Source organism: Sorangium sp. So ce406, assembly GCF_051474675.1.
Taxonomy (GTDB): domain Bacteria; phylum Myxococcota_A; class Polyangia; order Polyangiales; family Polyangiaceae; genus Sorangium; species Sorangium cellulosum_G.
The window spans coordinates 9,049,973-9,070,685 of record NZ_CP150340.1; the positions used below are offsets into that span (position 1 = coordinate 9,049,973).

A 20,713-nucleotide genomic window follows, 5' to 3' on the forward strand; every position below is an offset into this window, starting at 1 on the left:
TTCCAGCCAATCTCGGCCACTTCTGTCGATTTCTTACGCGCGTCCCCAACTCCAGTGCTGTATACGAGGGGCTGCACATGGGCAGTCCGCGCGCCTCTGCTGGTGCTTTCGCTGGCGAGCGACGGTGGATGTCCGGAGGTGCTGTTCCCATGAGAGTACTTCTTCGCCGCGTGGCGCTCGCCACGCCGGTCATCGCGATCGCGGCGGGGCTCGTCGCCTCTTGCGCGGATGACGCGCCGTGGCTCGGCGGTTATTGCGCTACCGATGCCGATTGTCACACCGCGTATCAGGACATCCCCGGCGCGGTCTGCACGCAGAGCCGGTGTGTGTGTGTCGATCCGGACAGCCACATCTGCTGCCTTCCCAGCGAGTCGCGCGATCCGGATTGCGCCCTCGCGTGCAGGCCCTGCTCGGAGTGCGCTCCTGGCACCGAGGAGTGCGCGCCCGACGGCGGCGTCGACGCCGGCTGCCAGAGCGACGTCGAGTGCCCGGGACCGCCGAGCCCGGCATGCGGCGCCGGGCGGTGCGTTCAGGGCGCGTGCGAGGTGGAGATCCACCCCGGGCCCGTCGCCTCGCAGCGAAAGGGAGATTGCCTGCGGGTGGAGTGTACGACCGCAGGCGAGCTCCTCGAGATCGAGGACCCGTCGGACGTCTACGACGACGGGGAACAGTGTACTTACGATAGCTGCGGTGCCAGCGGGCCGATCAACATGCTCGTGCTCGCCGGCGTGGTATGTCCGGACACCCGCGACGGCATCTGCCACGGGGGCACTTGCGTCGCATGCTTCGCTGCCGATCCGACGATGAACAACTGCCCCAGCGGCATGGCGTGCGACGACGTGCTGTGCGTGCCGGCGCATTGCACGAACGATGCTGTCGATGCCGCGCGCGGCGAGACCGCGCGGGACTGCGGCGGTCCGTGCCGGCCCTGCATCATCGGCGAGGCCTGCAGGTCGAGCATCGATTGCAAGAGCAGCGTCTGCGACGGGGGGCGCTGCGTGCCGGCGACGTGCGACGATGGCGTACGGAACGGCGACGAGACGGGGGTCGACTGCGGGGGGCCGCCCTGTCCAGCCTGCCCGGCGGGGCGGGGATGCAGGACGGGCGCGAGCTGCGAGAGCGGCGTCTGCTGGGCGGGCGCGTGCCAGGAGCCCTCGTGCACCGATGGTGTAAAGAATGCGGGCGAAGCCGGCGTGGATTGCGGCGGCAGTTGCGCGCCGTGCCGGTGAGCCGGCCGCCTGGAAGGTCATCGAGGGCTCGTGCGCCCGCGGCGCTGCTCCTCACAAACAAGCGAGCTGGCCGCTTTCTAACAGCACCCACGGGGCTGAGCTCGCATACGCTTCGGTCCCGGCGATGGGCAGGCTTGGCGCATACGTGAGTCGATTATTGGCCCTCCTTCATCCGCGGCTCGATGGGTGGATCGAGCGCATCGCCATGGACCCCGCGCAACACGATCGCCGCGTGCTGGGCTCCGTTTTCAACCGCATCGAGAGGGTCTACCCCGTATGTAGTAGATGGGCGCCCATCGATGTCAACAGTGACAGCCCAAGGCCACTTTTTTCCCGGAGGGTTTCGCGTCGGCTCGTGGATGCGAACCACGATGTCGCGCGGCTCGCCCTCTTCTGGGGTCAGCTTAAAGGTCAGCTCGAGCACCACTTACATCTCCTGTCGCAGTCTTTGAGGCATCGACTATATTCATCGGTACACTGTCTTAGGCAGGCCGTGTCGCCCCTCGGGCAGTTGTCACGGCAGAGTTCCCATATCTTGTCACACTTTTCCTTGCACGCCTCCAGGCAGTCGGGGGTGCATCCTGCCATCGCCTCAGAGGCTCCGCTTCCCACCGGTGCGTTTTGCGGCCTCGCCGGCACATACCCGAAGGCTCCATCCCCTCCTGTTGGGGTGATGATGCTACCGCCGGCGCCTTCGTTCCCCTCGCCGCGGACATAGCACTCTCCCACATCGTAGTTACATGCCGTGAGACCAAAGCAGAGAAGAATATATATCTTGTTCATTTTGACTTTGTCCCGAATCTCCAAACAGGTCCAGTGGTCGCCATCACAACCAGACTTCCGGGAAGTACGCGACTACTGCCGCCAGCCCAGTCCACATGGACGCTGGAGGACACGCCCAAGGGTCCGGCGAAGTACCACTCGGACTGGGCGCGGCCACCTGGAGCGACCCCCACCACGCGGTTACAGATCACGGCACCACATACCGGCATTGAGTAGATCGCAAGGGACGGCCCGAGGCTGACGGTCGTTGTCTTCGTGACGTACCCAAGAGTGACGGCCGTTCGGTCGTAGACCCCGACACCATCGCCTGGAACGATGCTGAGCATGTTGTGGGCTTCGAGCCTGAAGTCCCCCTCGCTGCGCCAGAGCCACCCGGCGAAGGGGCTCACGGCGAGCCTGGGCTCGATCCCGACCTGGATCCCGCCCACGCCGACGCCGCCGCTGAACTCGAGTGCGTGTGCCGGCGCCGGTACACTCCTGACGAGCGCACAGGCACAGCCGCACAGCACGAGCACGCGCGCCTTTGCCTTCGGCCTGTGCCCCATGCCCTCCCCCGATCCCGGATGCTTCTCCTTAGCGGAAGGGGGCGTCAACAGGTGACCTGGACCACATTACGTCCAAGCGGTCCTTTGCACACGAGGACCGGAGCGCGACCGGCAACGTGGCTCGGCTCCGCGTAACCCAGAGCACCGCCGGCGACTATCCGCCACCGCCCGCAGCACGCAGGCCACGGTCTCCCCACCGCCCGCTGCACGCGATTCAGGCCGCGCCCATCCACAGGCTGACCACCCCGCGGCAGCGCGAGCAGACGGCGGCGTCCTGGCTCACCCGGCGAGCGGCGCTGTCAACGCCTGCTTCGCGGAGAGGAGCGCGTCGACGAAGGCCTCCCGCTCCTCGGGCGACGGCGCTGCGATCCGCTCCCACGCCTCCTTGCGGTGGCTCGCCTTGACGAAGCGGAACGCCGCGGCGGGGCGGCTGCACGCCGTGGCGAGCCAGCGGCGCGCGTCGTCGAGCGGCTCGGCGGAGAGCGCGTCGCCGACGCCCATCTCGAAGACCTCCGCGGGGGAATGGCTGTCCGCCCCCAGGACGAGCCTCCGGAACGCGCGCGTGGGACAGGCGGCGCGGACGATCTCGAAGGCGACGCGCGGAAACGGGATGCCCACGGCGAGCTCGGGCAGCCCGATCTTGTAGTCGCCGTCGCCGAGCGCGATGTAGTCGGCGCACATCGCGAGCACCGCGCCGCCCGCGAGCGCGTGGCCGTGCACGGCGGCGGCGAACGGCTTCGGGAAGCGGAACGCGGCGCCGAAGGCGGCGTCGAACGCGTCGAGGAAGCCCGGAAGCCCCTCTCGATCGAGCGACGCGACCTCGCGCAGATCCAGCCCCGCCGACAGGCACTTGCCGGCGCCGCGGACGAGGACGCCATTCACGGCGTCGTCCTCCGCGAGCCGCCGGAAGACGTCGGCCATCTCGCGGAGCACCGCCTGGCTCATGGCATTGACCTTGGGCCGATTCAACACCACCTCGGCGATGCCGCCGCCCTCGAACACCTCGATGAATTGCATGACGAGAGCGTCGCTCAGGGCCGATCACGGCGCAAGATCGCGTGTCCGGCCCCCGCTGCCTCGCCTACCGCGCCCGGACGAGCGGCGTGTCCACCAGGTGCTCGGACAGGAACCACACCTGCATCTCGTTGACGCGAACGACCTGGCTGATGAGCAGATCGTCCGTCCCGGCGTCCCCCGCCTCGCCCGCCTTGCTGGCCGCCTCGCGCGCCTCGATCAGGATCTGCTCGTGCGCCTCGAGCAGCCGCGAGATCTGCACCGGCACCTCCTCGCGCCCCCGCGGCGGCCGCTCGATCTTCGTCATCTCCGCGACGTCGTGCGGCATCGCGATGGCGATCCCGCCGAGCGTCTGCGCCCGCTCGGCCACCTCGTCGACCAGCTTGGCCTGCTCTTCATAGTGCTTGTCGAGCAGCAGGTGCAGCGAATAGAAGGTCGCCCCCGACACCTGCCAGTGGTGCTTCTTGTACATGTCGCGCAGCACCATCGTGTCGCTCAGGATCTGATTGAGCGCCTTGACGCTCGCCGCGCGCACGTCATCGCTCAGGCCGAGCGGATAGCGCGCCAGCGCCCCGTACGGCTGAATCTCCTCCCCGCGCTGGCGCAAGATCGGTTGGGCCTCGGCCCCCGGCCGGCCGTCCCCGGTCGTCTGCCCGCGAAACTGAGTCATGGTTGCCATGGTCGCTCCTCCCGCTACCAGGCCTTCTTCACGTTCGAACCGCCCGTTGGCAACCCCCGCCCGGCGCGCCGCGGAGCCGCCTCGCGCGGGTTTCCTCAACGGGTGCGCCGCCTTGCGCGTCGCGCGCGGCCCGAATGAGCACTGGACGCAGCGCTCGCCTCGCTGGCAGGCTGGCCGCCGGTGAGGACCATCCTCGGGGTCCCGGCGAGCGATGCAGGCAGGAGACATCATAGACGGCCGGTTCTGCATCGAGCACCTGGCCGCCTCGGGCGGCATGGGCGCCGTCTACCGGGCCCGCGATCTGGAGACCGGCCAGCCGGTGGCGATCAAGCTCCTGACCGCCGAGGGCGCGCAGCACCTCGGCCGCTTCGCGCGCGAGGCGCAGGCGCTCGCGGCAGCCCGCGTGCCCGGCGTCGTGCGGTACGTCGCGCACGGCGCGACCGCGTGGGGGCAGCCGTACATCGCCATGGAATGGCTCGACGGCGAGACGCTGTCCGACCGGCTCACGCGCACCGGGCTCACCCTCGAGGAGACCGTCGCGCTCGGCCTCCACGTCGCGACGACGCTCGGCGCCGTCCACGAGCTCGGCCTCGTCCACCGCGACCTGAAGCCGACCAACCTGCTGCTCGAGGACGGCGCGCTCGATCGCGTCACCCTCATCGACTTCGGGCTCGCCCGCACCACCGCCGACGAGCCGCTCACCGCCGCCGGCCTCGTCCTCGGCACCCCGGGGTACATGGCCCCCGAGCAGGCGCGCGGCGAGCTCAACGTCGACGCCCGCGTCGACGTGTTCGCGCTCGGGTGCATCCTCTACCGGTGCCTGACCGGCCGCGCCGCCTTCCAGGGCAACGCCGGGCTCGCCGTGCTGATGAAGGTCCTGCTCGAGGACCCGCCCCGCGCGCGCGACATGAGGCCCGGCATCCCCGCCGCGCTCGACGACCTCGTCACCCGCATGCTCGCGAAATCCGCGTCGGACCGGCCGGCCGACGGCGACGCGGTCGCCGCCGAGCTCGCCGCCATCGCCGCGAGCGGCGCGCCCGAGGCCAGCCTGGGCGGCCCCCGCTCCTTCCCGCCGCGGGCGGTGGAGCTCACCACCGGCGAGCGCCGCGTGATGTGCCTCGTGGTCACCCGCGAGCGCCCCGCCGAGGGCGACGCCGCGGACGAGCCGCGCCGCGCGCAGCTCTGGCAGCTCCACGACGTCGCCGAGCAGTACCGCGGCGAGCTCGAGCTCCTCGAGGGTCGGTCGCCGATCATCGTGCTGTCGGGCGCGGGCACGCCGACCGACCTCGCGGCGCGGGCCGCGCGGTGCGCCCTCGCCCTCAAGGAGTTGCTCGGCGGCGCGCCCGTCGCCCTCGCCACCGGCCGCGCCGAGCTGGCGGCGCGCGTGCCCGTCGGCGAGCTGATCGACCGCGCCTTCCAGATGCTCGCGGCCGACGACGACCGCTTCCCCCTCGCCGGCGTCCGCATCGACGAGGTCACCGCGGGCCTCATCGGCGCCCGGTTCGACGTCACCGAGGACGCCGCGGGGCGCGTCCTGCACGGCGCGCGCGACGAGCGCACCGCGCAGCTCCTCGGCCGGCCGACCACGTACGTCGGCCGCGAGCGCGAGCTCGCGATGCTCGAGGCGGAGGTCGATCGCTGCATCGACGAGGGCGCCGCCGGCGCCGTCCTCGTGACCGCCGAGGCGGGGATGGGCAAGTCGCGCCTGCGCCAGGAGCTCATCCGCAAGCTCCGCGAGCGCGGCGACAGGATCGAGGTCTGGATCGGGCAGGGCGACCCCATGGGCGCCGGCGCCGCCTTCGGCTTGCTCGCGAGCGCGCTGCGCCACGCGCTCGGCATCGCCGAGGGCGAGCCGCTGGAGGCGCGGCAGCGCAAGGTCCGGAGCCGCGTCGCGCAGCACGAGGAGCTCGACGCGCCGCGCGTCACGGCGTTCCTCGGCGAGCTCGTCGGCGCGCCGTTCCCCGACGAGAACGACGTGCAGCTCCGGCTCGCGCGGCGCGACGCCGTGCTCATGGGCGACCAGCTCCGCCTCGCCTGGGAGGACTTCCTCGGCGCGGCGTGCCGCGCGGGGCCCGTGCTGCTCGTGCTGGAGGACCTGCAGTGGGGCGACCTCCCCACGGTCACGATGGTGGACGGGGCGCTGCGCCTCTACCGGGACATGCCGCTGCTCGTGCTGGCGCTCGGGCGGCCCGACGTGCACCGGGTCTTCCCGCGGCTCTGGGAGGGCCGGCTGGCGCACGAGCTCCACCTCACGCCGCTGCCGCGCCGCGCGAGCGAGCGGCTCGTGCGCGAGGCGCTCGGCGCGCACGCGCGGCACGACCTCGTGGCGCGGCTCGTCGAGCGCGCGGACGGCAACGCGTTCTTCCTCGAGGAGCAGATCCGCGCGGTCGCCGACGGCAACGGCGAGGGCGAGCCCGAGACGGTGGTGGCCATGGTGCAGGCGCGGCTGGAGACGCTCGACGCCGAGGCGCGGCGGCTCCTCAGGGCGGCGAGCATCTTCGGCGAGAGCTTCCGGGCGAGCGCGGTCGCGGCGCTGCTCGGGAGCGTCGACATCGCGCCGCTGCTCTCGGAGCTGCTCCGGCGGGAGGTGATCGTGCGGCGCGGCGAGGGGCGGCGGCGCGATCACGCGGAGTACTGCTTCCGCCACGCGCTCGTGCGCGAGGCCGCCTACGGCATGCTGACCGCGCGCGACCTCCGCATCGGCCACGCGCTCGCGGGCAGCTTCCTCGAGGCGGCCGGCGAGGGCGACCCGATGGTGCTCGCCGAGCACTTCGAGCGCGGCGAGGAGGCCGACAAGGCCGCCGAGTGGTACCTGCGCGCGGCCGACAAGGCGCTGCACGGCAACGACCTCGCCGCGGCGATCGCCTGCGCGGAGCGCGGCATCGCCTGCGCGCCGGATCCGGCCACGGTGGGCGCGCTCCGCCTGGTCGAGGCCGAGGCGCTGGTCTGGCGCGGGGAGCCCGCGCTCGCGGAGCAGCGCGGGATCGAGGCGACGCGGCACCTCGCGCCGGGCTCGGTGGCGTGGTTCTCGGCGTTCACGCAGCTCGCCGGGGCGGGGCACAAGCAGGGCCACTACGAGCGCGTCGAGCGCTGGATGATGGTCGTGCTCGGCACCGAGCCGCTCTCCGGCGCGCTCATCGCGCGGAACGCGTGCCTGCTCGAGGGGGCGATCGTGCTGCTGCTCGGCGGCCGCTACGCGTGCGTCGACGCGCTGATCGACGCGGTCGAGCAGGCGACGGAGGACGCGTCGGCGGCCGATCTCATGACCGAGGCGAAGCTGCTCTACCTGCACGGGCTGCTCCGCCAGCACAACGGCGATCCGAGCGCGTGCATCGCGAGCATGAGCGCGGCGCTCGCCGCGTTCGAGGACATCGGCGACCGGCGCGAGGCGTGCCGGGCGCGGCTCAACATGGGGCTCTGCTACGTCCAGTTCGGCCACTTCGAGGCGGCGGCGGAGGTGCTCCGCGCCGGGCTCGAGGAGGCGGAGCGGATGGCGCTGGACGACCGGGTGCCGAACGCGCTGCAGAACCTCGGCCTGGCGCTGGCCCACGCGGGCGAGGTCGACGCCGCGAAGGCGGCGCTGCGGAGCTCGATCGAGGCGCTGCAGCGCCGGGGCGACCGGCGCCGGGAGTGCGAGAGCCGGCTCCAGCTCGCGCGGGTCCTGCTGCTCGCGGGCGAGCCCGCGCTCGCCGAGGCGGAGTCGCGCGAGGCCGAGGCGCTCGCGCGGGCGGCGCCGGAGCGGCTGCCCGCGGCGATGGCGGCCCGCGCGCGCGCCCTGCTCGACCTCGGGCGCGCCGGCGAGGCGCTCGCGGCGACGACGGAGGCGCTGTCGCGGCTCGAGTCCGACCGCCTCGAGGAGGAGGGCTTCCTCGTGCGCCTCGTCCACGCCGAGGCGCTGGCGGCGGTGGGCCAGGCGGCCGAGGCCAGGGGCGCGATCGCGCTGGCGCGCAACGGGCTCCTCGTGCGGGCGGGGCGGATCAGCGATCCGGCCTGGCGCGAGCGCTTTTTGCGCGACGTGCCGGACAACGCGCGGATCCTCGCGCTCGCCCGCGGGTGGCTCGACGAGGGCTGAAGCGCCCGCCGCCCGCGGCGAGGACGCCCCATCGAGCAGGACCGCGGTTGTCTCTGAATTCGACGGGTTACTTGAAGATCGAGAGGGGCACGGCGGTCGCCATCGCCTCGTGGCCGGCGTCATTGGGGTGCAGGTGATCGCCGCTGTCGAACGAGGCGAGGAGCTTTGTCGGCTGCTCCGGGTCACGCACGGCGGCCTCGAAATCGATGACCCCGTCGTAGGAGGTGTTGCCGCGGATCCACGTGTTGACCTCCTGGCGCGTGGCCTCTCCCTCGGGCGTGTAGTAGGGCGGGAACGCTTCCTCGAACGGCATCAGCGTGCCGACGAACGCCTTGACCCCCTTCGCCCTCGCCTTGTCGGCGAGCGACTTGAGCCCGTCGATCATCTGATCCGCTGTCGCCTTCTCGGCGGGCCCCAGGAATCCCGGCATGCCGATGTCGTTGATGCCGATCAGGACAATGACATGCGTCACCCCCGGCGTGCCCAGCACGTCGCGCTCGAAGCGCGACACGGCGCTCGGACCAACGCTGTCCCGGAGCAGCCTGTTGCCGCCGAGCCCCTGGTTGACGACCGCGAACATCCGCGTCTCCGGATCCGCCTGGAGCCGCGCGAAGAGCCGATCCGAGTAGCGCTTCTCGGCGTCCATCGTCGAGCTCGATCCGTCCGTGATCGAGTCGCCGAACGTGACGACGACCTTCTGGGGCTCCGTGGACTCGACGTCGACGCCCGCGAGCCAGTACGCGGACGTGATGTGGGTCGGCGACGTCAGCGCCTCGCTCGCGGCCTGGTTTCCCACGGCCACCGCGTGCGTCGTGAGGGAGAACGGGTGCCACGTCGCCGGCTCCGACGCCGCCGCGCTGTGAATGCTCACGATGAGGCGGTCGCCCGGGCTCACCGCGAGATCCACGCCGTCGCTCACCGCCTCGCTGGCCGGCGGGATCGACGCGCTCGGCTCGCCGGAGAACTGGACCCGCCGGTCGGTGCCCGGCGCCGCGACGAACGGCGAGGCCTCTTTCGCCACGCGGATCTCGGCGAGCTCGAGCGGCTGGGTCCCGAAGAGGTTCGAGAGCCGCAGCCGGACCTGATCGCCGGAGGCGGTGACGGCGATCCTCTGGCGCACGGTCTCGTCGTTGAAGCTGCGCGGCGTCAGGTCGGGGAACGGCGAGTCCGGCCCCTGCATCGTCGTCCCCCATGCGGCCGTCCAGCTCGCGATGGGCGCCTCGTCGTCACCGCCGCAACCGGCGGTGGCGACGGCAAAAATGAATGCTCCGACGGTCGACAACCCGGTGATTTTCGATCCGATCATCACACACCTCACTCCACGGGAAGCTGCTCGTGAACCGTCGGTCGACGGCTCCTGCTCGTTTCATGCGTCACGCGGCCCGGCGGTCCCGGCGGGCGCACGGGACGAGCCCGAGCGCGACCCGGATCGACGCGACCCTGGCTTCACTCGGTCGACGAACGACCGCCGGCGGGATCGACAGCGCGAGGCATTTTTTCTGTGCCCCCGCCCGGCGCGCGGCCGGGGACCCCCCGACGAGGCTCGGGCCCTCGAGCACCTCGCGGAGGCGCCGCGCCCTGCTCTCGCCTTCTCCGCTCCTCGCGCACCTCGGCACCAGCTCGACGAAGCTGCACGGGCTCCTGGGAGAACGAGCCTGAGGCGGCGCGCGGCGGCGCGTGCCGGGCAGCGGGGCGGCCGAGGGCTCGTCCCACGCGTCCCATGAAGCGTCTGACACAGGCGAAAGTGCTACGATTCCCTGGCCCCCGGCGACCGGAGCCGGAGAGTCGAATTGCAGTATGAAGGGGACCGCGCGGACTCTGCTCAGCTTCCGCTCGCGACTCGCCGCGGAGGGCGAGCACGCCCGCGCCGCGCACGCGCGCACCGGCGACGCGCCCGCGGGCGCCGCTCGCACCCGAGCCGCGTGAACACACACAAGATCTCCTCGCATGCAGGCGCGTTCGGAAGCGGCGCGAGCGAGACGTCGTGGCGGAATGCCTTCCGTGCCACGGCAAACTACCACAACAATCGGCTCGTCAGCGTGGCCAACTGGGAGAGCATCTCCAAGGACGCCAACGCGGTGAACGCGCTGCGCACCGTGCTGGGGGATGTGAACGCCGGCGCCGCGTCGAGCTGCGTCGTGACGCCGCGGGTCGTGCTCGGGATGGCCAAGCTCAGCGACGGCGTGGCCCTGCGTCTCTCCGCCGGCGCGCCGGGAACCGCGTCGTACCTGGTCGGGTCGACCGGCAGCGGGATAAATGACGACGGCTTGCTTGGACCCATCAACCTCGTGAACACCGCGGTCACTGGCAAAACGTCACAGATGGTCTCCCCTCAAGCGACGCCCTATTTCCTGCAAGTGGTCACCGACGGCTGCGCCGGTGTCGATGGCAACGCCCGCAGGGTGTACTCGCCGGTGTACGCCGTCGGTGGCCCGCTGCCGAGCTCCACGAAATCTTACGCGGCGGGATATCCTCGGATCTACGCGCGCTCGCAGTCGAGCGGCAGCGTGGCCGTGGCGTGGGAGCTCGACCCGGCGCTCCCGGCCGGAACGGCGGTGTACTACAACATCGCCACGAACCCGTCGTTCTCGCCCATCGACGTGCAGAACGAGCGAGTTGATGGATACCAGACCAGCACGCGCGGGGGCCTGCAAGCGGGCACGACCTACTATGCGCGCGTCGTGCACCCGGACCCGAACGTGGGCGTGGCGTACTCCAACACGCTTGCATTCACCGTCCCGTAGAGCGCGAAGCGACGTTCCGCCAAGAGTTGTCGGGAGCTATCGGAGCGTTGCAGCTCGCCCCTCGCCTGGCACTGCTGGCCATGCAATGACGGGCGAGGGCTCGTGTGCGTTCGACATACGCAGGAAGATAGAGCTAGGAAGGGGAAACCGCGCGATGATCGGCGGCGGCGTGGTGGAGGAGACGGAGGCGCTCGACGCGCCTCTGGCCCCGTGCCTGATCCAGGAAGGCACGGTGGGCTGGCCCGGCTCGAAAGAGATTGTCGAGCTCGGCAAGGAGGCTGAGGACGGCCCCCGGGTGGCGCTCGTGCGCGTGACGCTGTTCGAGGGGCATCCGCCGGGCGAGCCGATGACAGCTGATGGCCTGGCGAACGGGCGGACGATCCTCGCGCGGCTCGGGGGCCTCGCGCGGCACGTGCCGAAGCGGGGGACGCGCGTCGTGGTGGTCTTCCCGGGCAGCGGCGCGCTCGGGCGGCCGGCGTTCGAGGCGCCGGCGGCGGCGGTGATCCTCACGATCATCGGCGAGGATCCCCCGCGGTTCTTCGGGCGGGCGAAGACGGTGCTCGACTTCGGCGACGACGAGGTGGTGAGCGCGTAGGTAAAAGAAGCCGGATCGCAGCGCGAAGAAGTGGTGCGCAGCAAACCGGAAGGGTGGGGCCGCGAGCGTCCACCATGGCGACGCGCTTTATCCGCCCCTTGCAAGCTGGGCACTCGAGGACGTCGATCGCAAATGTGCGGCGCAAGAGCTCGGCGCGGTTTGTCGACCGCCCGATAGCCGCCACGCTTGCGTTTCGAAGCGGCGTCTTCGTCCGCCTTCGTAGGCTCTTGTGGCTCCGCAGGGCGCGGTCCGATGCGCTTGCGCGCCAACGTGGGCGACTTGCCGAGGCGAGCACGCCCGCGTACTTGACGGTGTGAAAGCGCGGCGGCGGGACGCTGGCGGCGAGCCGGCACAGCAGCGAGAGCGGATCCATGTCCACCGCGACAGTCCCGTCAGCGAAGGCGCGCTTGAGCGAGAGCCGCACCAGGCCGTCCTGCTGCGGCTGGACGCGCTCTTTTGCGATCGGGGGTCGCAGCACGTAACGCAGCAGCGCCTCCCTGCTCGCGCGCCGAGCGGCGCGGCCCCTTGCCAGATCGACCACAGAGCCACGGAGCGTGCGGGGATCTTTCGCTCTCTCTCCGTCTCTCCCTCTGTGCCTCTGCGGTCGATCTCTCTCATCTTCACCCCGCTCGGCGTGCCCGATTGACGCCCCGAGCCGCCCTGTCTGAAACTGTACGGGCCAGCCCCCGAAGGCCCACGGAAGACCATGAGCATCCCGACCACCCGCCTCGGCCGTACCGGCCTCACCGTTTCTCGCCTGTGCCTGGGCACGATGACGTTCGGTTTCCAGACGGACGAGGAGACCTCCCGCGCCATCCTCGACAAGGCCGCCTCCGCCGGCGTCAACTTCCTCGATACCGCCGATGTCTATCCGCTGGGCGGCGGCCTGCCGACCGCGGGGCGCACCGAGGAGATCGTCGGCCGCTGGCTCAAGAGCAAGCGCGACCGCTTCATCCTCGCCACCAAGTGCGTCGGCCGCGTCGGCCCGAACGAATGGGATCAGGGCGCCTCGCGCAAGCACATCCTGGACGCCATCGACGCCTCGCTGCGCCGCCTCGGCACCGATTACGTGGATCTCTATCAGCTCCACTCCGACGATCGACGAGGTGACCGCGGAGTACCGCCGCGGCGACTCGCCGCGCTGAGCCCCCGCCCACGCGCGGCCTCCAGTCCGCGCCGGCGCGCGGCTTGCGCCGGGCGAGGGCCGCTCACGGCGCCGCATCTCCACATCAGCCGTGCTCGGCAGCAGCGTTAGCCGCCGTGCTGGAGGAGCTCGCTCTCCGTGGAGCATCGCGCCAGGCGCGGCCGGTAGCTCGCCGCAGGCGCACGACACGATGCCAGATCAATTCTTCGCTGGGCCACCGTACCAGATGATGTCGCTGTCCCCATCGTTGTTGAAATCTCCGCTCACGGCGTGGTGCTGGCCGCTCACCGTCTGCGCACTCCAGGAGAACCAGCCGGTCCCGTTGGACAGCCAGATGCCGTCGGCGACGCTCCCGGGCGCGTACCAGAAGATGTCGTCGCCGTGCTGGCCGTCGAAGTTGCCGACGAACGGCATGTAGTAGCCGCCCACGGACACGCTCACCTTGTTGAAGAACGTGCCGTTCGACCACCAGAGGCCGCTGCTGGCGCTCCCGGGCGCGTACCAGAAGATGTCGTCGTCGCCATCGTCGTCGAAGTCGCCGGCTATCGGGAAGTAGTCCCCGCTGACCGTGTCAGCGACCATGGTGAAGCTCCCGCCGTTGGGCCACCAGATCCCATCCGCGCGACCTTTCCTTCCGTACCAGAAGATCTCGTCGTCGTCGTCACCATCGAAATCACCGGCGACGGGGATGTAGTCGCCGGAGACGGTCTTCGACTCCGATGTGAACGTCTGGTCGCCGTCGGACCACCAGATATAGTCGGCCTTCTCCTCGGGGCCGTACCAGAAGATGTCGTCGCCGTGCTGGCCGTCGAAGTTGCCGACGAACGGGACAAACAGGCCACCGACCGTGACGCTCTGCTCGGTAAAGGCTCCGCCGGTGGACCACCAGATGAAATCGGCGCCGCTGCCTCGCCCGTACCAGAAGACGTCGTCATCACCATCGCCGTCGAAATCGCCGGTGAACGGAATGAAATGGCCCCTCACGTTGAGGCTATTCTTGGTAAACGTGTTGTCCCCGTTGGAGAGCCAGATGCTATCGTTGCCGAGATTCTGGAGCGTCGTCGAGTGATCGAGCAACGCGGTCATCTTCAATGCTGAATTGGCACCGAATGGCGCACCCGGATTGCATCCGCCGTCCGTGTGGACTCCGATGATCCGCCCTGCGCTGTCGAGCACGCCGGCCCCGGGGCTTACGAACGTCGTGTCCGCCAGATGCCGGAACCAATTGTCACCCACGGTGGAAAGTCCGGCTTCAGATCCGGTGCTGACGCCCTTCGCGATCCCGTCCACATCATCCGGATGCGAGATGACCGTGAGCAGCTCACCGCCGCTCGGGTCGCGGTCGAAGATGCGCGCCGTGCCGTAGCGGTCCCCCGCAGGGAGATCGAGCCGCACCAACGAATAATTGTAGTCGGCGTCGTCTTGCTGCTCGACGACCTCGATCACCTTGAATTCATCCCCCGCCTTCGTCACCCCCGTCTGGGCGTCGACCTGGTAGTTGAACGAGACCGTGTCGCCCACCTGGTAATAGCAACTGCCCGTTGAAAGGAAGAGGTTGCGAGCGATGAGCGTTCCGCTGCACCGCGAGGGCACGATGCCCACGGGCATCTCGTGCTGGTCCACGAACGCCCGGGTCACGCCGAGCGTCCCGTCGTAGAGCTCGACGTCCTGCGTGTCCCAGTTGCCGCACTGGCTCTCCATCGTCGCGACGGCCGTGGGCTCCTCGGGCAGAGGGGAGGCGCAGCCAGCCGCCGCAGCAAGGCAGGTCAAGGGTAGGAAGAGAGAGAGAGAGGTTCGAGGATGAGCAAGTATCTTCATGGTCGTTGTTCCTCAATGCGCGAGGATGCGCAACGGCTTGCGCTCCCGCGGTGTGCGCGGTCGCTGCGCGTGCACACGGATCCGACGCCTGGGCGCCTTGATCCGTCATGCTGTCGACGTCCAGCCGCGCGCGCCTGGTAAGCATCCGCCATGCCAGTGACCCCTCGACCGACATGCAGCGGTTTCATGGGATCAGCCGGTCACGATCCGACGCTCGTGCGAGCGTGCCCGCGCAGGCAACTTGCGCTGGATATCGCCTGCCGAAGCGCTGTAGCCGCCGCGCCGTTCCGTGGCGACCGGCCTCACGGAGCCAGTCGTCGCGCTGGCACGCTGGCACGCTGGCACGCGGGCATGCTGGCACGCGGGCATGCCAGGAACCGGACGTGAGGGACGTCACGTTCCCATGAGCGCGTAGGTAAAAGAAGCCGGAGCGCAGCGCGAAGAAGTGGTGCGCAGCAAACCGGAAGGGTGGGGCCGCGAGCGTCGTGATGGCTCGGTCCTGGGCCGAAAGAGCGTGGTCCGGGGCGGCGCCGAGCGCGCTACGGGGCGCATCGGCGTGCCGTGGGCACACGTGTGATCGACGTCAACTACTCTTGCCGGTCAGCGACGCCTATTTTTGCCGGCTGCAGCCAGGTCCTTCCTGTCGTTCTTCCGCTCCGCCCCCCTCGATCCCGCTCGCGTAGTTGTCGTCAACCTCCGCCGTAGTTGTCGTCGTGCTCCCCCGTCCTGCTTCCGCCGCTTGCTCGGGCGCTTGCTCCTCGCGTAGTTGTCGTCGCCTCCGCCGTAGTTGTCGTTCCGCCGGCATCCCGTTCCCTTGCGCCCACGCCATCGAGACCTCGGCTGCGCGCCTGCCGTGGCGACGCGCTCCCCTGCGGCGCCCCGCGCCCCATCCCGGCGCAGCGCACCGCCGCGTCGCTCATCCGTCGTCCTCGCTGTTCCTCCTGCCTGCGTTGCGCTTCTTCGCCTCCTCCGCTCGCACGCTCTTTCGCTCGATCTCGATGATCGTCGCGTGGTGCACGAGCCTGTCGATCGCTGCCGCCGTCGCCATCGGCGTCTTGAAGATCCGGTCCCACTCGCTGAAGACCAGGTTGCTCGTGATGATCAAGCTGCGGCGCTCATACCTCTCGGCCATAAGCGTAAAGAGCACCTCGGCCTCCTCCGCCGTCTGCTGCACGTACCCCAGGTCGTCGAGCAGGATCGCGTCGAAGACGTCCAGCGCCCGCAGCGCACGCGGAGTGCCCATCTCGGGCGTGTACATTGCGGCGCTCATGACGCCTCCCCGGCCGCGAGCAGCGCGTCGTACTGACCGAGGTCGGGCGCCCCGATGCGCAGCTCCGGCACCGCCGGCGTCTCTGGCTGCGCCAGCGCCTTGACCGCAGCGTAGTCGAACCCCTCGCCCCGCTCGAACAGCGCCGAGAGCGCCTGCTCCACCGCGCGCTCGCCCGTACTCGCCGCAAGGTGCAGCACGCGCACGTACTCCACGTCGGCGCGGTCGCCGCGCCGCTCGCGGAGCGCGTCGTAGGCCTGCCGGAACATCAGCGAGGGGAACAGGTCCTCGCGGTAGCGGTACGCCGCGAAGGCACCCGGCTTGCGCACCAGCGACCAGATCACGTGGCGGTAGTCGATGCGATGGGCGCACTCGCCGCGCAGCCGCGGCATCGTCTCGACCACCTTGCCCGCGTAGCGGACCTCGACGACATCGGCGAACAGCCGCGCCTCGACCTCGTGCCCGATGAGCCGCGAAGGCACCGAGTAGATCCGGCCTGCGACCGGGATGGTGCTCCACTTGCGCACCGTGACGAGCGCGCGCGTGTACTCGGGCAAACGGCACGAGGGCAGTGGCTTGAGCGCGGCGCGCTCCTCGGCAACGAGAGCCTCCCGGCCGTGGTGAAACTTCTCCTCGACGACGCGCCGGACAAATGCCATGTAGGCCTCGACGGTCGGGAAGTCGCGGCTGCCGCGCAACAAGAGCGCCTGCGCGAGAGCGCTCTTGAGCAGGTGATGCGCCTTCTCAACCACGCCATTCTCATGCGACTCGCCGGGCTGGATGCGCGAGGCCTGAAAGCCGTAGTGCTCGGCCACCTCGGTATACCGCCGTGTCAACGTGCGTCCGCCCGTTTTCACCAGCTCGTGGGTCGTCGCCGAGAGGTTGTCCTGACGTATCATGTCGGGTACCCCGCCGAGCGCCCACAGCCCGGCCTGCAGGCCCCGGACGAGCGCCTCGAAGGTCTCGCCGAACGCGAGCTCGACGAAGCGACGCGCAGAACCAGCGTTGTGGACACCGAGCGCCGAGGAGCTTTCCTCCCCCTGAGGCTCGCCGGTCGGGCCCGGGTTGGGCCCATGCTTCCCGAGGGGTTCCGGTCCGCGCCCATGCCCGACGGGAGCGCGGCGCCCGCTCGGGCGGCGGGCGGGCTCACCCGCGACGCCGCCCGGCCGCAGACCTCACTTCGCCGCTTCGGGGTCGCAGCCGTAGAGGACGTCGACCGCCGCCGTGGGGTCGGCCTGGACCGCCTGGCACGCGTCGGGGCAGAGCTTGATCATGTCGCCGTCGATGTAGAAAGAGCCGGCGGTGCACGCCTGGGCGTTCCGCACCTGATCGAACGATTGCACCTCGCCCCCGTCGCCGGGCGTGTACTGCACGACCACGGTCGAGAGATCGATGACCTCCCCCGGCGGCGACTCCGGCACCGCGAAGTCGCACTGCACCACCGCGCCGGTGATGACGCCCTCGGCGATCGCCTGGAATACCACGTCATAGGAGCTCGTCTGGCAGAGCGGGAACCTGAGGCCGCCGGTCCGCTTGCTGAGCGCCTGGTAGCCCGTGCCGGGCGCGACGGCGGTGCCGCACGTCGACTCGACCACGTCGGCGTCGGGCGCATAGGCGTCCGTGGCCGGCGTGTTCTCGAGCAGACCGACGATGCTGTGGAACACGTAATTGGGCGCGGCCGCGTCGCCGAAGACCGCCGGCTCCATGCCGAACAGCAGCTCCTCGAAATCGTCGGCGACATCGTCCCAGGGCTGCCGGGTGTCGTCGATATAGATGTTGCGCGGCAGGTGGGTCGACTGGCAGCCCACATGGTCGTCGGTGATCACGGTGATCACCTTGAGCGAGTCCTCGCGCACCCACTCCGACCACCCGTTCGGCGCGATACCGAACTGGTCGGGCTGGACGGCGTTGTAGCTGCCGAGCAGGACGCAGAGCGCGTCGTTGCTCCTGATCTCGTGGCTGTAATGATAGAAGATGGGCGGGTTGTTCCCCGGCTGCTCCGGGACCGGCGTGCAGCTCGCCGCGCTCAGCGGGGCGCCGACGCAGATCGAGTCGTCGTTCTGCGCGGTGCCATGCGCGGAGATCATGATGACACGGTAATCGATGCCGCTCGCGCCGATGATCGAGGCGAAGCTCTCGTTGATGTTGTTCTGAACGCTGATGATCTCGTTCGCCATGCTGGACGAGTTGTCGATCACGAAGACGATGTCGACCGGCCGCTTCGTGAGCGTCGCCTCGGCGACCGTGGCGACACACGCGGTGTCCGGCGTGACCGGAGGAGCGCCTCCCGTGTTGTTGCCGCTGCCGACGCCGATCCCGTCCTCGCCGCCCGCGCCGCCCTCACCGTCGCCGCCGCCGGCCGCGCCCGCGCCGCCCTCGCCGCCGCCCGCCCCACCGGCCCCACCGACGCTCGCTCCCTCCGTCGCACCTGCGTCGCCTTCTCCGGAGCTGCAGGAGCACCCCGCGGCGCCGGTCATCACCAGAACACCCAACCCAAGAAGCGGAACCACCATGGTAGACCGGGAGAGCTTCACATGAACCTCGAGCGCTAGGGCGCACGAACGCGCAATAGCTAGATTGCACGACTGCAACGAGATGTGGTGACGAATTTGACCCGAACGCGATTTTTCCCGGTGGCTGTTCCATGACATGTGTCCTGTGAGGGTGGTTGTGCGCGGCGCGTGAGCCGGCGCGCAGCGCGCGGGGTGGCGCGCAGCGCGCGGGGTGGCGCGCAGCGCGTGACCCGGTGCGCGCCGCGCGTCGCGGCGCCGAGCTCGGCCGTCCCGCGGCGGGCCGGCGGGCTCCTCCGAGCTTCCGCATGGGCTCGATGGTCCCTGCACAATGCGTCCCTAGGATGCAGGCATGAGCCTACGTCCTGACTTTCCCCCCATCGGCATCGATGCGATCGCCCTCAGCGTCCCCCGCCGCTTCGTCGAGCTCAGCGAGCTCGCCGAGGCCCGAGGCGTCGCGCCGTCCAAGTACCTGACCGGCCTGGGCACCCGCCGGATGGCGATCGCGGCGCCCGATGAGGATCCGATCACCCTCGGGGCCAACGCGGCCCGCCGCCTGTTCCAGCGCTCGGGCGCGAGCCCGGCGGACATCGGGCTCTGCGTCGTGGGCACCGAGACCGCCGTCGATCACGCGAAGCCGGCGGCCTCCTTCCTCCACGGGCTGCTCGGGCTGCCCAGCGCGTGCCGGGTGTTCGAGGCCAAGCACGCCTGCTTCGGGGGCACGGCGGGCCTGCTCAACGCCGTGGACTGGATCGCGTCGGGCTCGGCCCGCGGCCGCGCCGCCCTCGTCGTGTGCTCGGACGTGGCGCGCTACGCCCTCGGCTCCGCGGGCGAGCCGACCCAGGGCGCCGGCGCCGTGGCGCTGCTCGTGCGCGAGCGCCCGCGCCTCGTCGAGATCGAGGTCGGCCGGACCGGCACCTACGCGCGCGACGTCTACGACTTCTGGCGGCCGCTCCACCACAAGGAGGCGCTCGTCGACGGCCACTTCTCGGTGCAGTGCTACCTCGACGCGCTCGCCGGGGCCTACGACGAGTGGCGCCGCCTCGGCGGCGACGGCGAGCCGCTCGCGCGCACCTGCTACCACGTCCCCTACGGCAAGATGGCCCGCAAGGCCCACCGGCACCGGCGGATGATGGACGGCCTGACCGAGCAGGCCGCCGACGAGAGCTTCGCCGTCGAGGTGGAGCCCTCGCTCGATCTGCCGGCGCGCATCGGCAACATCTACACGGGCTCGCTCTACCTCGCGCTCGCGTCCCTGCTCAACGCCGAGGCCCGCGCCCTCGAGGGCAAGCGCGTCGGGCTGTTCAGCTACGGATCGGGCTGCTGCGCGGAGTTCTTCGCGGGCAGGATCCGGCCGGAGGCCGGGGCGTTCGTGGCCCAGCTCGAGATCGACGCCCCGCTCGACGGGTGCCGCCACGCTTCCGTCGCCGAGTACGAGGCGCTGCGCCAGAGCGACGAGGCCGCCGACCGGCGGCCGGCGCCGGAGGACGCCGAGCGCGGGGGAGCGAGCCTGGACCGCCGCGTGGTGTACCTGGGGCTCGACTCGAGCGAGCGGCGCGTCTACGCGAACGAGGGAACGCCGGGCGGGTGAGCGCGCGGCGGCGGAGCGCCTGACCGGCCGCGCGCCCCGCAGTGGAGGGCGCGCCGGGGGCGCCCCGGCGCCTGCGCGGCCGATCGCTCAGCCGGGGGGCAGGTCGGAGAGCTTCACGGTGAAGAGCTCCGCCCCGGCGGCCGCCGCGACGAGGACGCGCAGCGCGCCGGCGGGGACCGGCTTCCTGAGCTCCGCGGCGAGCGCCCGCGTGACGGGCGCCAGCGGGGCGATGATCTCGGCCAGCGCCGAGCGCCCCATCACGCCGACGAGGATCGGCGCGCGCTCGCCGGCGGCCAGGGCCGAGCGGAGCGTGCGCTCGGGCTGGAGCCCCGGATCGCGCTGCTGCAGGCCGGCCGCGACGAGGTAGCCCGTCGGCTCTCGCAAGGAGAGGAGATACCCGGAGAGCGACGAGGAGGCGCCGCTCCGCCTCCGGTGGCCGCGCATCAGCCGCCCGAGCGCCGCGCGGTGGTCCTCGAGCAGCTCGGCCCGCTCCTCGTGTTCAGACATGCTCGGCCTGCCGAGCAGCTCGGCCCGCTCCGCGTGTTCAGACATGCTCGGCCTGCCCTTTCTTCGTCGTGGCGTTCGTGGTGAGACCGCGATTCAGGCGGTCGTTCGTCGCTTCATGTTCCGGAACCATGGGACCTCCAGCGAGGGCACGTCTCCCTCGTGTTGGTTGTTCCGGCCACCCCTCCGCCCCTGTCATGAAATCGCCCGCGGCCTCC

The 20,713-nt window shown here is 70.6% G+C and carries 14 protein-coding genes and 1 pseudogene; 6 read left to right on the forward strand and 9 right to left on the reverse strand.

Features of this window, described 5'->3' with window-relative positions; genetic code table 11:
• The first annotated feature begins 149 nt into the window (after nt 1-149).
• Nucleotides 150-1,229 (forward strand): hypothetical protein, encoded by a 1,080-nt coding sequence (locus WME96_RS33840; protein ID WP_437285714.1) that lies wholly within the window; start codon nt 150-152, stop codon nt 1,227-1,229.
• Between the two features lie 1,607 nt (nt 1,230-2,836).
• On the opposite strand, the gene WME96_RS33845 is transcribed toward WME96_RS33840, so the two are convergent.
• Nucleotides 2,837-3,574: an enoyl-CoA hydratase/isomerase family protein gene (locus WME96_RS33845; RefSeq protein ID WP_437285715.1), complete on the reverse strand. Its 738-nt coding sequence runs from the start codon at nt 3,572-3,574 to the stop codon at nt 2,837-2,839.
• A gap of 64 nt (nt 3,575-3,638) precedes the next feature.
• On the reverse strand, nt 3,639-4,250 hold the full coding sequence (locus WME96_RS33850; RefSeq protein ID WP_437285716.1) for a Dps family protein: 612 nt from the start codon (nt 4,248-4,250) through the stop codon (nt 3,639-3,641).
• Between the two features lie 211 nt (nt 4,251-4,461).
• Here WME96_RS33850 and WME96_RS33855 point away from each other — a divergent pair, with 211 nt between their 5' ends.
• Entirely contained in the window at nt 4,462-8,322 is a 3,861-nt protein-coding gene (locus WME96_RS33855) for a serine/threonine-protein kinase (RefSeq protein ID WP_437285717.1), read from the forward strand.
• 67 nt (nt 8,323-8,389) lie between these two features.
• On the opposite strand, the gene WME96_RS33860 is transcribed toward WME96_RS33855, so the two are convergent.
• On the reverse strand, nt 8,390-9,628 hold the full coding sequence (locus tag WME96_RS33860; RefSeq protein WP_437285718.1) for an SGNH/GDSL hydrolase family protein: 1,239 nt from the start codon (nt 9,626-9,628) through the stop codon (nt 8,390-8,392).
• 616 nt (nt 9,629-10,244) lie between these two features.
• On the opposite strand from WME96_RS33860, the gene WME96_RS33865 reads away from it, so the two are divergent.
• On the forward strand, nt 10,245-11,066 hold the full coding sequence (locus WME96_RS33865) for a hypothetical protein (RefSeq protein WP_437285719.1): 822 nt from the start codon (nt 10,245-10,247) through the stop codon (nt 11,064-11,066).
• 154 nt (nt 11,067-11,220) lie between these two features.
• Entirely contained in the window at nt 11,221-11,661 is a 441-nt protein-coding gene (locus WME96_RS33870; protein ID WP_437285720.1) for a hypothetical protein, read from the forward strand.
• Here WME96_RS33870 and WME96_RS33875 read toward each other — a convergent pair.
• Nucleotides 11,579-12,202, reverse strand: coding sequence for a transposase (locus WME96_RS33875; RefSeq protein ID WP_437285721.1), 624 nt, complete (start codon nt 12,200-12,202; stop codon nt 11,579-11,581). The genes WME96_RS33870 and WME96_RS33875 overlap by 83 nt on opposite strands.
• A gap of 165 nt (nt 12,203-12,367) precedes the next feature.
• Between WME96_RS33875 and WME96_RS33880 the strand changes: the two are divergent.
• Nucleotides 12,368-12,763: pseudogene (locus WME96_RS33880) on the forward strand (aldo/keto reductase); the annotation flags it as partial.
• Nucleotides 12,764-13,003: 240 nt separating this feature from the next.
• On the opposite strand, the gene WME96_RS33885 reads toward WME96_RS33880, so the two are convergent.
• From WME96_RS33885 to WME96_RS33900, 4 genes are all read right to left on the reverse strand, one after another.
• Complete coding sequence (locus WME96_RS33885; RefSeq protein WP_437285722.1) at nt 13,004-14,623, reverse strand: trypsin-like peptidase domain-containing protein; 1,620 nt, start codon at nt 14,621-14,623, stop codon at nt 13,004-13,006.
• 916 nt (nt 14,624-15,539) lie between these two features.
• A complete protein-coding gene (locus WME96_RS33890) occupies nt 15,540-15,866 on the reverse strand; it encodes an ATP-binding protein (protein WP_437285723.1) in 327 nt (108 codons plus the stop codon).
• A gap of 23 nt (nt 15,867-15,889) precedes the next feature.
• Nucleotides 15,890-16,789 (reverse strand): Mu transposase domain-containing protein, encoded by a 900-nt coding sequence (locus WME96_RS33895; RefSeq protein ID WP_437285724.1) that lies wholly within the window; start codon nt 16,787-16,789, stop codon nt 15,890-15,892.
• Nucleotides 16,790-17,065: 276 nt separating this feature from the next.
• Nucleotides 17,066-18,370, reverse strand: coding sequence for a hypothetical protein (locus WME96_RS33900; RefSeq protein ID WP_437285725.1), 1,305 nt, complete (start codon nt 18,368-18,370; stop codon nt 17,066-17,068).
• Between the two features lie 382 nt (nt 18,371-18,752).
• On the opposite strand from WME96_RS33900, the gene WME96_RS33905 reads away from it, so the two are divergent.
• Nucleotides 18,753-19,991, forward strand: coding sequence for a hydroxymethylglutaryl-CoA synthase family protein (locus tag WME96_RS33905; RefSeq protein ID WP_437285726.1), 1,239 nt, complete (start codon nt 18,753-18,755; stop codon nt 19,989-19,991).
• Nucleotides 19,992-20,078: 87 nt separating this feature from the next.
• On the opposite strand, the gene WME96_RS33910 is transcribed toward WME96_RS33905, so the two are convergent.
• Nucleotides 20,079-20,543 (reverse strand): hypothetical protein, encoded by a 465-nt coding sequence (locus tag WME96_RS33910; RefSeq protein ID WP_437285727.1) that lies wholly within the window; start codon nt 20,541-20,543, stop codon nt 20,079-20,081.
• Between the last annotated feature and the right edge of the window lie 170 nt (nt 20,544-20,713).